Origin of the sequence: Paraburkholderia sp. DHOC27, from assembly GCF_003429005.1 — a bacterium.
Classification (GTDB): Bacteria; Pseudomonadota; Gammaproteobacteria; order Burkholderiales; family Burkholderiaceae; genus Paraburkholderia.
Genome location: NZ_QVQV01000008.1, coordinates 266,102 through 280,402 on the forward strand (window position 1 = coordinate 266,102; position 14,301 = coordinate 280,402).

A 14,301-nucleotide genomic window follows, 5' to 3' on the forward strand; every position below is an offset into this window, starting at 1 on the left:
CTACCACTCAAAACAGTTCGAGTTCGCCGCTGGTGTCTTCTATCGCGCTCGTTTCGGCGACGAAATCAATCGGTGCATGCGCGCACATGCAAAGCGTCGCGCCGAGCGTCACCGTGTCGTTGATGGTCACCGAATACGTCTCGACGAGCTGAGGCTTGAGCGCTTCCAGATAAGGCAGACAGCTTGCGCTCAACACATACGGCGTGGACATGCCCAGATCCGGGAAGTAGTGCAGCAACTCCTGGTTCACCGCCCCGCAGCACAGATTGCAGATTTCCAGAAAGTCTTCCTGGAACGGCCGCTCCGTGACTTCGCCCGCGAAGTATTCGCGCGTGCGTTCGTCTTCATCGAAATGGAGAATCAGCAGCAGGCGGAACACCAGCCCGGAAATGGTCAACACCACGACCTTTGCATCCGGCAACTGGCGCGCACCGCGCTCGCCTGCCGCCACGATCTCGCAGCTATGGTGCGACTGTCTCGGCAACCGCGCCTTGAGCGCGTTGATGAAGAGACGTTCGATACTGTCCTTCGCATGCCCACTAATCACGTCGTTGCCTGATGAAGCGTTGATTGGAACTGGTTGGCGAGCGATTCGACGCTGCTCAACGAGGCGGCGATCATCTTGCCGCCCGCCTGGATGTCCTGGAACGTCGCGGTGGTCGTCAGGTCGTTGCGGTGCAGACTGTCGCGATAGCTCTTCGAGAGTTCTTCCGAACGCGCTGCCAGCGCCCGCACTTCGCTCGCCACCACGGCGAATCCGCGACCGGCCGTACCGGCCCGCGCCGCTTCGATCGACGCGTTCAACGAAACGATGACCACGTGCCGCACGATCGCCGACAGCTCGCGGTTTTTCGCGTGCATGTCCTGGTTTTGCGTCATCAGCGAGATCATCTGTTCGTGCCAGCGCTCGAAGGTCGCCGCGAGGCTCTTGAGCCGGGCGGCTTCAACGGCCAGTTGACTGGCGCGATGCGCGAGTTGGTCCTTGCTGTCCAACGCTGCCTTCAGCGCGTGACGAGCCTCGGCAGTCAGTTCCGTCTGATCGCTCAGTTCGGCGCGCAGTTCTGCGAGTTGGGCCTGCAAGGTCTGCACTTCCTGGGCGTGCTGCTCGTTCTGTTTGCTGACGTGAGTATTCGATTGCGACAGCATGTCCTGCTGACGCGCAGCTTCGTTGCGCAGTTTGCGCACCGCCTTGCCACTGGACCACTTATGCGCTGCGAACGCCACCACGGCGGTCAACGCGCTGCCCGCCAGGGCGGCGAGAAAATACGGTTGAATCACAACTGTTCCTTGCGAGTGCCCGTCTACGCGACGAGCAAGATAAGCCCTTCATTCGGCCATCGTATCGAGCTGCGACTCGTCGGCATGGTCACGTGACGACACGGTGGACACGGTTGACGCGCCCGACGTACCAACAGCATGACGCTCCGGCAGCGTGACGACGGTCTGAAACTGGCGGAATGCTGCGCCTTCGTGCTGATCGGTAAAACGCAATGCGATGCTGCCGTGTTCGCGCTTGAGAAAATCGCGCACCGCATCCATGCCCACGCCGCGTCCCGAGACTTCCGTGACGTGTTCAGCCGTGGAAAAGCCCGGCCGGAAAATCAGCTCCGCGGTTTCCTCGTCGCTCAGCGTTTGACCCGCCTCGATCAAATGCTTGTCGAGCGCGATCTCACGGATTCGGTCTAACGCAAGTCCGCGGCCATCGTCGCTCAACACGAATTGCACGTTGCCCTGCTTCACGTCCATCTGGATCGAAATGGCACCGGCGTCTGCTTTGCCGTGCGCACGACGCACTTCCGCGCTCTCGATGCCGTGATCCACCGCATTGCGCAGCAAATGCATGAAGACGTTGCGCAATGTGCCGCCCGCCTCGCTGCGCAGACGATAACCGTGGTCATAGACGCGCACGAGCGGTGTCTCCTTGCCCAGTTCATGCGCCAGCGAAGGCAACGAATCCAGCACGCCCGCAAGCGCTTCGTCCACGCTTTGCGTCCCGAGCACGCGCAGGTGCTGGTGCACGCTTTCGCGCATCGACTGCAACGCAAGCAGATCGTCGGACTTCGCCGCTTCGATCAGACGCAGGCTTTGCTGAATGTGCGCGATATCCACCATCAGGAAACGCTCGGCGCTTTCGCGTCCCGCATTGCCCTTGCGACGCAGGCTCACTTCGCTGATGGTCGCGTAGCTCTCGATGGCCGCACGCACGCGCTGCAATTCCTGCATCAAGCTGTCCTGATCCCAATCGACTTCCGTGTCCGCCTGACGCAGTTCGTGATACCGCTGCTCCGTTTCGTGCACCACGTTGGTCAGATACTGCAGGTTGTACGTGCGCGCATTGCCCTTGATGGTGTGCATATTGCGGAACAGCTCTGCAATGGCTTCACGATCAGCGCGCGAATGCTGGCGAATGATGCGCTCGTTCTCGCTGACGAACCCGGCCGAGCTTTCGATGAAGTGATGGAACTTCTCTTCGCTCACCGCGAGAATTTCGCCGATCATCTCGAGGCGGCGTTTCTGTTCGCTCGCTTCTGCCGCCAGCTTGCGCAATTCCGTGACGTCACGCACGCACAGCATCAAACGCACGATCACATCGCTGTCGTCGGTAATGGCCGACCAGTTGAGATCGAGCATCTTCACGCGGCCATCGGGCATGCGTTTCGCGATCTCCGTCACCAGCAGATGTTCGTTGAACGCAAAGTTGATGGCATCCTCGCCCAGACACGCGTGACTTGCTGCGTCCACTTGCGAGAGCACATCGGCACCGAGGTCCGTATCCGCGAACACCAGATCCATCAGGCTGCGGCCGGCAATATCCTGCGTCTCGAAGATGGCTTCGAGGTAAGCCGAATACTCCGAGTGAATCAGCGCGCCATCCACTACGGTCAGAATGCCCTGCTGCATGTTCTGCAACATGGCCTGGATATCGGCCGTTTTCTGCTTGAGCTGAAGCGAGCTTTGCTGGATTTTTTCGATCATGCCATTGAAGGCGACAATCGAATGGCCGATTTCATCCATGCGGCCCACCGGCACGCGGCGCGTGAAATCCTGGCTCGCGGCGATCTCGCTCATCGCTGCCTGCATGCCAGTAAGCGGCCGGGTGATCTGGCGATACAGCAGCGAGCCGATCGCTGTCAGCAGAAGCACCGCGATGCCGGTCCAGATGGCGATGGCCGTCGTCGTAGTGGCGAGCGTATCGTTCAGCGTCTGGATGGCGGCGTCTTTCTCGCGATTCTTCTCGATGCGCAGCGTCTCGACGATGCCCTCCAGTTCATCGCGATACTGCGCGACGTTGGCGAACAGATACGCCTGCGCGAGTTCGTTCTTGCCGCCGGCCTTCATGGCAGCGGTATCGTCGATGGCGGAGAAGTAATTCTGCAGACTGTCGCGCGCCTGCGCGACCAGGCCCTGTTGCGCGTGACTCGCGGCGTCGCGCGACTGCAGGGCGAGCGCCTGCTGCAAGGCCGCTTTCTTCGCCTTGAGTTCGTCCTGTACCTGGGTGACGACGTTGCCATCCGGCGCGTAGACCAGCGTCATGATGGCGAGCTGCACGTCCTTGACCTGCGACACCAGATCGGCCGAAGCGAGCGCACTGGGCACCACGCCTTCTGTCACCTGCCTGACTGCGGTGGCGCTGTGTCGGGTCTGATAAACGGCGTAGCTGCCAATCGCGGACAGCGCGACGAACATCAAGACTACCAATAGCGTGATGCGATGACGAATGGTCATGAGTACGACTCCCCGGGGTCCAACCACGTGTTCTGCTCTTCATGAGAGCCGCCTGATCTTGTGAATGATCTGATGTGTCAGGCGCCCCGAATTATCGAGGAAGGTATGTGACCGAAAGATGACTAAACAAAGGGGAAAGACTCGATGTGCGGCTCGATTCGCCGATATTCAGGCGTTGTAATTTTGCGTGATACGCGATCGTGCAATCATGCAAAAGAGACCTAAAGTTTTGCACGCCGATGCCGTTAACTTCATGCCCGGTTGCACGATAGCGCTGCGCGTCTAGTTCAGCACTCTGAGACGGCGCCACTTTTTATCCATGTCCTTCAGCAGGGAGATGTAACTGATGGCACGCTCGGTGCCAAGGCTCGCGCTCGCGGCCTCGTTGGTCTCGTTCCATAACTGCTCGAAGCGATTCGCGGCTTCCGTGCGGGCCAGCGGTTGATTCAACAGCACCAGAAATGCAAACGACAGTTCTTCCACCGTCCGATGCATCGGCGAACGCGTGGACCCCACGGCAGCGAAGTGACTCAAGCGACCCTCAAGCGAGAATGTAGTAGTGAACGTGCCGCGCCTTCGCGTCGGCGGCTCTCTTATTGTGTGCTTTGTTATTGTTTCGTGCAGCGAAGCGATGCCACGCATGCCCACGTCTCGCGTGGATATTTTCATGCCATCGATAAACAGCCTTCGCACGCATCATTCTCACCGCAGTTTGTCACCGGAATATTACGGTTGTAGTGCGCTCGGGCACCGTTCGTGCTGATTAGATCGCGCAGTGCGTGGCGCCATTGAACAGCGCCAGGCACTACTCAATACGCGGCCACCAAACTGACTCAAAAAGTTCATAAACGTGAACTACGATTGAATGTTCGCATTCATCGGGTCAAGGGTTTAACAGGCCGACATCCGCGATTTTGCCCCTCACCCAACTGGGAGCGCGAATGCTGGTTCACTTCATGCCGTCGTCGACCGTCGTGGTCGCCATGCTGGTCATCTGTCTCGTGATGGTGCTGGCGTTCGAAGCCACCAATGGATTCCACGATTCCTCCAATGCCGTCGCGACCGTCATCTACACCCAGTCGCTCAAACCCGCGCAAGCCGTTGTCTGGTCCGGCCTGATGAACTTCATCGGCGTGATGGTGGGTGGCATTTCCGTGGCGTATGCCCTCGTGGAAATCCTGCCGCCCGATGTGCTCACGCCACCCGATGGCGCGCCCGCCGTGCCGATGCTCGTGTCCATCTTTGCCGCAGCGCTGTTCTGGAACATTCTCACGTGGGCGTTCGCGATTCCGAACAGCAGTTCGCATTGCATCATCGGTTCGCTGATCGGCGTGGCCGCTGCCGACGCGCTGCTCAAGGCACGCAGTGTCACGCAAGGGGTGGACTGGAAACAGATCGTCACCGTGTTAAAAGGCCTCGCCGTTTCGCCGATCCTCGGCCTCGTGTTCGCGGGCGGCATGTACGCGATTTTGCGGCTGGTGGTGCGGCGCGGTCACCTGTTCGAGGCGCCCAAGGAAGGCGAACCGCCTGCATGGTGGTTGCGCGGGCTGCTGATCCTCACGTGTACTACGGTGAGCTTTTCGCACGGCACCAATGACGGCCAGAAGAGCATCGGCCTCATCATGCTGACCATCATCGGCTTGCTGCCCGCCGCGTATGCGTTGAATCCCGAGGCGAGCAATCAGATGACGCAACTCAGCCAGAATGCCGCCGCTGCGATCCCGCTCATTCAACGCTACGGTGACGACGTCAAGGACGAAGCGCTGAAGTCGGCCACGCTGCTGCAACACGCCGGCCCGCAACTCGCCACCGAAGCCCAGGAACTCAAGGACAAACAGGAAGCCGACCCGCAACAGAGCGTGGTGCGTCCGCAATTGCGCGGCGCGGTTTACGACGTGCTCTCGGAACTCAAGCACGTGGGCGAAGTGTCGGGCGCCAGCGCGGCCGACAAGGCCCAAGCCTCGGATCTGCTGAAGAAAATGGCCCCGCCGGTGCAATACGCGCCGTGGTGGGTGCGCGTGCTGAGCGCGCTGTGCCTCGGTATTGGCACGATGATCGGGTATAAGCGTGTGGTGCGCACGCTGGGCGAACGGCTCGGCCGGCAACACATGACGCCGGGCCAGGGTCTGAGCGCGGAACTGGTCGGCTCGGTGCTGATCGGCACAGCGGGCTTCACCGGCTTGCCGGTGAGCACGACGCACATCATTACGTCGGGTATCGCGGGGACGATGATCGCAGGCGGCCAGGGGGTGCAGGGCGGCGTGCTGACCCGCATCGCGCTGACGTGGATCGTCACCTTGCCTGTCACTATCTTTCTCTCTGCATGTTTATTTTACGTACTCGCCAATCCACGCTTCTGAGCGCCTTTTCACGCGCGCTGCGGTGTCTGCCGCGGTTGCCGCGTTCGTTGCATTTGCCGGCGTTGCCGGTCTGCTCCGCTTTGCCCGCTACGTGCCCCGTGTGCGGGCTCGCTTCATGACGCGGATCGCGCTGCGTCACACTGCTACCCTGCTTGCCGTGCTCGGCGTCGCCCTGTCGATTGCGGCGCCGTTCCTGCTCGGCAAGCATGATGTATTGAGCGGCCTGCGCAACATTGCGTGGCCGGTGTTTGCCGTGCTGGCGGCGAGCGCGCTGTTCAGCGCCGCTGCCAAGGCGGGCAAGCTGCAATTGATGCAGGGCGCGCTCGGACTGCGTCTGCATTTCATGCGCACGCTCACCATCACGGTGGTCACCGATTTCGCCTTTCTGGTCTCGCCACTCGGCGCAGCAGGATACGGCGTGAACATGGGACTGCTGCAACGATCCGGTGCGTCGTGGGCGTTGGCCACCACGGTGGTGGGCGCCGACCAGGCTCTGGACCTGACCTTCTTCGCCATTGCCGTGCCCGTTTCGCTGCTATTTGCGCTTGGCCCGCTTGGCGCGCTCACGCCTGATTTCCCGTTGCATACGATCGCCGTGACGTTGGCGTGCATTGCGATTACTGCGGTCGTGCTGTGGACGGCGCGTCGCCCTGCGCTCGCCGCGCTCGATGCCGCCACACGCCGCGTGGTCTGGCTAAAGGCACGCCGCGCGCGCTGGAACCGCTTTCGTCAGAGCGTGCGGCAGCAATGGGGCTTGCTGCTGAGCGGACCGCACTGGCGGTTAGCCGCGTTGCTGCTGCTCACCATGTTGCAATGGCTGCTGCGCTATAGCGCGCTGTGGTTCATTCTGCGTGAGCTGGGGTATCGCCTGCCGCTCGGCTTCGTGCTCGCCGTGCAGGCCGTCGTCCTGCATGCCGCGTTGTGGACCGGCGTGCCCGCCGGCGGTGGCGGCGGCGACCTGGGGCTCGCTGCGGTGTTCGCGCCGTGGGTGCCGGGGGCTTCGATGGCCACCGCATTGGTGTTGTGGCGCTTCGCGACGCTTTACTGTCCGTTGATGCTGGGAGCGTGCGGTTTCATTGGGGCCGCGTGGCGGCGTCGGACGGCGGCTTCGGTGTCCTGATGCGGGTGGGACGATCACACGCGTTCAAGGGCTTGGCGTGTGAATGCGCTAAAGCCTTGCACGTCTCATCAAGCAACCGTATCACGCGGTTTTCTGATGCGCACGGAAAGGCGCGCGCGCCCCGGATGATCGACCCGCAACGCGAATAGCCGCAGCGTCTGCGAGATCAGCGCAAGCGGATACGTCACCTTCAGCAAATCGGCCAGCATGCGCCATTCAGCGCGCACGCCGCGCCAGTAGCCGAGTTTTTCGGTCTTGCGTGCCTGCGTGACATGCGGCCAGTGCGTCACGGCAATGGAGAGCCGGCTCGCGATGATGCGCCGGTTCATGAACACCTCGATGCCGAAGCGCGGCAAGCCGCGAATCTCCTTGAGCGCCGCACTCAGCAAATCTTTTCTGACCACGCGCTCACCGGACACGAAGTCCAGTCCGATGATGCGAAAGATCAGCAGGCTGTTTTGCCGCAAGCTCAGACTCACGTCCGCGCGGCCGCTCAGCACGGGCGCCGCGAGTCCGCTGATATGTTCAGCGGCGAGCCCCTTGAGATCCGCGTCGAGCAGCATCAGCCATTCGTGTTGCGCCGCGGCGATCCCGAGCGCCATGGCCGCGCTTTTACCGCCGTTTTTCTCGCACTGGATCAGCTTGACGGCGGCAAACGCACGGACCACGTCAGCGGTGCCGTCCGTCGAGCCGTCGTCGACCACGATGACTTCGCCCAATAGCGGATGAGTCGTCGCGACGGCCAGCACGGCGGCAATGCGGGGTGCTTCGTTGTAAGCGCAGATGATGCAGGAAACGCGATGGCCTCTGGATGGCATAGAAAAGGTCGTGGGTGATGCATGCGATGGCTGGCCCGATCAAGCGGTCCCCGGTTGCGGCATTCAACCGGTTCGTCCCTGCGCTTTCCGAGCCCTTCATCAATTGCGCCGCTGACCTAGCATCATGCACATCAAAAAGTCTTCACGGTGACAAAGCGGTTTTTTAGCAGCGAACACCCAGCGCGATGCTGACACGTCGGCAATGTTTCGTCAGCGTCTCAGGCAGGCAGACCGGGCACGCTCACGCCGAAGGTCTGCAGCAGAAGAACGACGTTGAGCGCGAGGATGGCCAGCGCCGACGCACTGCCGGCGACGATCATCACGAGGCGGTTTTTATAGGCGCCCATCACCTTGCCATGACAGGTGAACCACACGAGCGCGGCCATCGGCACGGGCAGCGCAAAACACAACACCACCTGGCTGATGACGAGCGCGCGTGTCGCATTCACGCCCATTGCCACCACCGCGAAAGACGGCACCATCGTGATGGCGCGCCGGACCCACAGCGGAATCTGAAAGCCGACGAAGCCCTGCATGATCATCTGCCCCGCCATCGTGCCCACGACCGAACTGGAAATGCCCGAAGCGATCAGCGACAGCAGAAAGATGCCGGCCGCGCCAATGCCGAGCAGCGGCGCAAGCGTGTGATACGCGGCCTCGATTTCGGCCACCTCCGGGTGCCCCGCATGAAAGGCGCTGGACGCCATGATGACCATCGCCATGTTGATGAGGCCGGCGAGCGTCAATGCGATCACCACTTCGATCGTGGAGTAGCGCAGCAGTTTGACGCGCTCGCCTTCGTTCGACGCGGTCGCACGGTGTTGCGTCAGGCCGGAATGCAGAAACAGCGCGTGCGGCATGACGGTTGCGCCGATGATGCCCACCGCGATCGTGATCGCGCCGGCGTCGGGCAATTGCGGCGTCACCAGGTGCCTGAAGACAGCGGGCCACGTGACGGGCGCGATCAGCACTTCCGCGAGATACGAAAGCCCGATGATGCCGACCAGTGCACCGATGGCCAGTTCGAGCGGCCGGAAGCCCGCCTTCTCGAACAGCAGCAGCACATACGTGACGATCGCGGTGACGATCATGCCCGCCAGCAACGGCATGTGGAACAGCAGCGCGAGACCGATTGCGCCGCCCAGAAATTCCGCGAGGTCCGTGGCCATCGCGGCGATTTCGCTCACCACCCACATGGCGTAGACGAGCGGTGCGGGAAAATGATCGCGGCACAATTCCGCGAGATTGCAGCCGGTGACGATGCCCAGTTTTGCCGAAAGCGTCTGGAACAGCATGGCCACGAGATTGGCGAGCAGCACCACCCACAGCAGCGCGTAACCGTAATGCGCGCCCGCCTGAATGTTGGTCGCGAAGTTGCCCGGATCCATGTAGGCTACGGACACCACCACGGCGGGCCCCGCGAACGGCAAGACGAGCGCGATGCCGTGACTGCGCCCTTCCAGCGCATCGCGGATCGCACGCGAGGTGCGGCCCGTGAGTGTCGCTGGCCTGAGCTTGTCGCGTACGCGTTCGTCCATTCGCACCTCGTCGGGTCCGGCCTTCTCAGCTAATCTCTCACATTTCCACGCGGCGCGTCATCGAAAACGGCGCGACGAACGTTGTTAAAGTGCGGCCTGGCCGCCCCCTCTTTTGAAGGCACGTTTTTTGGTGTCGCATCACCTTCGGATACTTTACAGAATGCCTTACTCGCCGGTTACATTCCTCTCGAGAGCTACCCTATCCGCCGCTGTACTGTTTGCCCTCGCGGGCCATGTCCACACTGCCCGTGCTGAAGACCGCGTGATCGTGCTCGACTCGGGCGAATCCGAGCTATCGCTGATCGACGAGACCACCCATAAGGTGGTCGGCACGGAGCCCACCGGCAAAGAGCCGCATCACTTGATGATTACGCCGGACGGCAAGTCGCTGATCGTCGCCGATTCGGTGTCCAACAACCTGATGTTCGTCGACCCGCACACCGGCCGCGTGCAGCGCACTGTGGACGGCATCGAAGACCCGTATCAACTGGGCTTCTCGCCCGATCACAAGTGGTTCGTCACGGCCGCGCTGCGCATGGACCGCGTGGATATCTACCGTTACGACGGCACGAATATGGCGCTGGTCAAGCATATTCCGCTGGGCAAGACGCCGAGCCACATGACCTTCGCGTCCGACAACCGCACCGTGTTCGTCACGCTGCAGGATTCGGGCGAACTCGCCGCCATCGACCTGGCGAGCCAGACCGTGCTGTGGAAAATGAAGGTGGGTAACGAACCCGCCGGCCTGTGGATGACGCCGGGAGACCGCTATCTGCTGGTCGGCATGACGGGCGAAGACGACGTGACCGTGGTGGACTGGCGCAAGCAGCAGATCGTCAAGAAGATCCACACGGGCCGCGGCGCACACAACTTCCGCAATCTGGATGACGGCAAGCACGTGGTGGTGTCGAACCGGGTGGAAAGCACCATCAGCATCCTCGATTACACGACGCTGACGAACGTGGGCGACATCACCGGACTGATGCCCGGACCCGATGACATGGAACTATCTGCCGACAAACGCTATCTATGGGTGGGATTCCGTTTTGCGAAGCACGTGGGCATCATCGATCTGACAACCCGTAAGCTGATCGACACCATCGCGGTGGGCCGCTCGCCGCACGGTATCTACTTCGACAATCGCGCGCCGGTGGTAGCGCCTAATCCGGATTAATCCGCACTCGGCGCGTGGGATTAAAAGCGCCGCATCGGTACGTCGTGTTTTAGCGCGCACAATGTGCCAATGCGGCGCGGGGTTTATCAGATCGCGCCCTGCGCGTGCTTGCATCAACGAATACGTAAGCGCATCACCGGTCATTCACGAGGCATTTGATGTTCCACGAAATCGTCGCACAGCTCGACAACATGGTGTCCGCCCTGCAGACGCTGCTGTATGTCGATGTGGTGCAGCCGTTCTTCTATCGTTTCGGTCTGATGGGCTACGATGAAGACACCTATGACGCGCTCTACTGGGTGATCATCGGCGCGCTTCAGGTGGTGGTGATGTACCTCGCTTTGCGGCCGCTCGAAGCGCTGCGCCCTGTCGAACAGTGGCAAGATCGCAAAGCGCTGCGCAGCGACGTGATCTACACGTGGATCGCCAAACTCGGCATCATCAACATCGCGTTTTTCTTCATGCTGCAGCCACTGTTCAATCATTGGCAAAGCCTGATGGCGATCTACAACATCCCGAACATCGACATCGACAGTCTCTGGCCCGGCGTCACCGATCAACCGGTCGTGTCGTTCCTGATCTACCTGGTCATTCTCGACTTCGCCGGCTACTGGTATCACCGCTGGCAGCATCGTTTCGGCGTGTGGTGGGAACTGCATGCGGTGCATCACAGCCAGCAGCAGATGTCGCTGTGGAACGACGACCGCAACCACTTTCTCGACGACATCATCCAGGCGGCGTTCTTTGCGGCGATTTCGCTGTTCATCGGCGTGCAGCCGAATCAGTTCGTGGTGCTGGTGGCTGTGAGCAACTTCATGCAGAGCATCCAGCACGTGAATGCACGCCTGCCGTATGGCTGGCTGCTGGAGCGTCTTATCGTGAGTCCGGTGTTTCACCGCCGCCATCATGCAGTGGGTTATGGCCACGAAGGCACGGCTTACGGCTGCAATTTCGGCGTGCTGTTTCCGTGGTGGGACATGATGTTCCGCACGGCTTCATGGAACCGCGAGATCGAGCCCACCGGCATCCGCGATCAACTGCCGGCGCCGCATGGCGCTGGCCGCAAGTATGGCGAGGGGCTGCTGGCGCAGCAGTGGTACGCGTTTGGCCGCATCGTCGCGCGCCTGCGGGGCCAGCGCGGCTATGCGGGCGGCGCGGGTGATGCGGCAAATTAAGCGGCAGCACTAAGCGGCAGCATTAAGCGGTGAATCAAGCGTTGCACTGCGCAACGCTTCTCACGCAGACGCGGCCGCCAGCAACCCTGAATCCTCACCCTTTACCAGGCGCAGGCGCAGGCGCAGCATCCACCTCAAACGCGCCCTTGTCGTAGGCGGCGCAATACGTCTTCCAGTCCTCGATCACCTGCGCTTCGCACTGCGCCGCCAGCTCGACGAGCGGCACCTGCCAGTCCTTGCGATTGCTGAACGCGATGAGGTCATCCGCAATGGCCGAGCCCTGCCGTCCACCGCTGCGCAACTGCGCCCACGCGCTCAGTTCGGCCATGTTGTTGACCACCGATTCGAGCCGCGGCAGCTTGCCATTCCATGCATTCAAGGCCACGCGATCTTCGGAAGGTTGCAGGCTGCGCAGCACGTAAGGCGCCTGCCTGAATTCCACTGCATGCAGCAGCGCCTGCGAGACCGCCTGACAGCGCCGCTGAATCTCCACGACCCGATACGATTCACTCTGCCAGGCAGGCTGTTTCGTCGTGACGTGCGGCACCACTGAAGACGGTAACGCCTCTTTCAGGTCGATCAGATAGTTGCCATCCGGCGAGCCCTTGCCTTCCACCAGCACCACGTAGCGATCGACACCCAGACTGCCGGTGCCGGCAATGCGCCGCGCCACGTCGATGATGCGATAAAAGTCCGGATTGTTCGGGTCGCCGTGGTGGCTCGCGAAATCGTTCATGAAGGCGGTCACTTCGGCACGCGCCTTGTCGCTCACCGGCAGCGCCTTTTTACCGTCCACGCGCAATACGCGCTGCTTGCCCTTGAGTTCCGTGCGGCGATTCAGCAGGTCGACACGCGACGACTTGCTCAACGCATCGAACAGATCGCGCACCATGCCCACGGAGGTCTCGGCTTCGATCCAGCGCGCCTTGCCGACCCGCAATGCGGCCGCATACGCCTCTACTGCCGTGTGGCACAGCGCGAGTGCCTCGGCGCGGCTCACACGCAGGTCGTCCGCGCCCACCAGCACGCTCGTCAGCAGGCGAATCAGCTCGTACAGACTCGGCGCCAGGCAGGCCTCGTCGAAATCGTTGATGTCGAAATAGACGAGACGGTTATCGCCCTTGTAGCTGCCGAAATTCTCCAGGTGCATGTCGCCGCAGATCCACACCGCGGGCGCACTGGCCAGCACGCTGCCCTGCGGCAGACGCTCGTAAAACAGATGACAGGTCCCACGCAAAAAGACGAACGGCGAGCTGCGCATCAGCTTGTATTTCATCGCCAGCCGCTCGGGGTCCCGCTTCGCATTGAAGCTCGCGATCTCCTTGACGATATCGGTCATGGCAGCCTCCTGGTTGCGACGCGGCCGCGGGAGCGCAACGGCCCCGACCATGCTGTGAAGAACGTGTTTCGCATGTGCTTACTCTGATAGACCTGATTGCCGAAGTCTAGGAATCGGTCTTTAGATAATAGGCGCCATCTGCCGTAACCCGCGCACCAAAGCCACACGCATCAGCAGAACCATGCGTGAGCACTTCGAGCGTCTCCGGTTCGCTCAATCTGAATTCGAGCAGACATCTATCCGGGCGGCCTTCGTAAGGAGCGGGATTCGCCAGGTGAGAAGTGGCTTCGATCAACGCACCACGCGGCACGTCGGATACCGGCACGCGCGCAATGCCGCCAAAGAAACGCACGTTGGCCACCACGCTGCCGGTGCTCGCCTGCGGGTTGCCGTCCTGGCCCACGCTGGGATAAACGAACTCCGCATCGAGCCGGTATTCGCCACGCCGGCCTTTGAGCGGCGTGAGCGTCACGCTGCTCCACGCACCCAGATTCATGTAGCGCGCGAAGTGGGTCCCTGCTGCGGGCGGACCCTGCACGACGTTTTTATCCGCGATCCCCGCAAGGCGCTGCTGCGCCACGGTTCTGACGCGGCTCAGCATGGGATCTTCAGCGCTGTGGCTCGCGCGCGTGATCGCGCTGCGATAGTAGGCGCGGGCATTCGCGAACGCGTCCTCACTGGCCTGCACATCGCCCTCGTGCACGAGCGCCATGTCGACGCGCGACTCGGCCGATCCGATCGCCTTGGGCGCGTTCTCCTCTTCAGCCTGCAACGTCGCCGCATCGGCGAGCATCGCTTCCATGTCCACCAGCGCCTGCGCGTCCCTGATGTGCCCGGCATTGAGCGCCTCGACACCGAGCGCGGCACAGGACGCGTTGGTGCGGCACTGCACGTCCTTGCCACCCAGCACATGACGGCGGTACAACTCGGCGCGCGAACCGCTCTCGAACGCCTGCGCTGCCGCCCGTGACGGCGCGAGGCCAGCGGACAGAAGCACGGCGACGACAGTGACGGTGACGGCGACAGCAGCAACGCAAGGTTTGGCTCGCAT

12 protein-coding genes are annotated in these 14,301 nt (G+C 61.8%); 4 read left to right on the top strand and 8 right to left on the bottom strand.

Translation table 11 applies throughout. From position 1 onward, the window contains the following. Nucleotides 1-7 precede the first annotated feature (7 nt). The 4 genes from D0B32_RS25190 to D0B32_RS25205 form a co-directional block, all read right to left on the bottom strand. A complete protein-coding gene (locus tag D0B32_RS25190) occupies nt 8-547 on the bottom strand; it encodes a hypothetical protein (RefSeq protein ID WP_117337013.1) in 540 nt (179 codons plus the stop codon). Next, complete coding sequence (locus D0B32_RS25195; protein ID WP_117337014.1) at nt 544-1,278, bottom strand: methyl-accepting chemotaxis protein; 735 nt, start codon at nt 1,276-1,278, stop codon at nt 544-546. The genes D0B32_RS25190 and D0B32_RS25195 overlap by 4 nt, the downstream gene beginning before the upstream one ends. A 48-nt stretch (nt 1,279-1,326) precedes the next feature. Next, the gene (locus tag D0B32_RS25200) at nt 1,327-3,726 is read right to left on the bottom strand and encodes an ATP-binding protein (RefSeq protein ID WP_117337015.1); all 2,400 of its coding nucleotides are present in this window, start codon (nt 3,724-3,726) and stop codon (nt 1,327-1,329) included. A 282-nt stretch (nt 3,727-4,008) separates the two neighbouring features. After that, nucleotides 4,009-4,260 (bottom strand): hypothetical protein, encoded by a 252-nt coding sequence (locus tag D0B32_RS25205; protein WP_259295132.1) that lies wholly within the window; start codon nt 4,258-4,260, stop codon nt 4,009-4,011. 407 nt (nt 4,261-4,667) lie between these two features. Here D0B32_RS25205 and D0B32_RS25210 point away from each other — a divergent pair, with 407 nt between their 5' ends. Together D0B32_RS25210 and D0B32_RS25215 are read left to right on the top strand one after the other, a co-directional pair. Continuing rightward, nucleotides 4,668-6,086, top strand: coding sequence for an inorganic phosphate transporter (locus D0B32_RS25210; protein WP_220444963.1), 1,419 nt, complete (start codon nt 4,668-4,670; stop codon nt 6,084-6,086). A 22-nt stretch (nt 6,087-6,108) separates the two neighbouring features. Continuing rightward, a complete protein-coding gene (locus D0B32_RS25215) occupies nt 6,109-7,206 on the top strand; it encodes a lysylphosphatidylglycerol synthase transmembrane domain-containing protein (protein WP_117337017.1) in 1,098 nt (365 codons plus the stop codon). Between the two features lie 68 nt (nt 7,207-7,274). Here the strand turns inward: D0B32_RS25215 and D0B32_RS25220 are convergent, their stop codons facing one another. Next, a complete protein-coding gene (locus D0B32_RS25220) occupies nt 7,275-8,024 on the bottom strand; it encodes a glycosyltransferase (RefSeq protein ID WP_117337018.1) in 750 nt (249 codons plus the stop codon). A gap of 218 nt (nt 8,025-8,242) precedes the next feature. Then, on the bottom strand, nt 8,243-9,562 hold the full coding sequence (locus D0B32_RS25225; protein ID WP_117337019.1) for an Nramp family divalent metal transporter: 1,320 nt from the start codon (nt 9,560-9,562) through the stop codon (nt 8,243-8,245). Nucleotides 9,563-9,722: 160 nt separating this feature from the next. On the opposite strand from D0B32_RS25225, the gene D0B32_RS25230 reads away from it, so the two are divergent. Together D0B32_RS25230 and D0B32_RS25235 are read left to right on the top strand one after the other, a co-directional pair. Beyond that, complete coding sequence (locus D0B32_RS25230; protein WP_117337020.1) at nt 9,723-10,736, top strand: beta-propeller fold lactonase family protein; 1,014 nt, start codon at nt 9,723-9,725, stop codon at nt 10,734-10,736. 158 nt (nt 10,737-10,894) lie between these two features. Then, entirely contained in the window at nt 10,895-11,911 is a 1,017-nt protein-coding gene (locus D0B32_RS25235) for a sterol desaturase family protein (RefSeq protein ID WP_117337021.1), read from the top strand. A gap of 94 nt (nt 11,912-12,005) precedes the next feature. On the opposite strand, the gene D0B32_RS25240 is transcribed toward D0B32_RS25235, so the two are convergent. Together D0B32_RS25240 and D0B32_RS25245 are read right to left on the bottom strand one after the other, a co-directional pair. Further along, nucleotides 12,006-13,250, bottom strand: a complete 1,245-nt coding sequence (locus D0B32_RS25240) for a DUF2252 domain-containing protein (protein ID WP_117337022.1) — start codon at nt 13,248-13,250, stop codon at nt 12,006-12,008. 106 nt (nt 13,251-13,356) lie between these two features. Beyond that, nucleotides 13,357-14,301, bottom strand: coding sequence for a hypothetical protein (locus D0B32_RS25245; RefSeq protein WP_117337023.1), 945 nt, complete (start codon nt 14,299-14,301; stop codon nt 13,357-13,359).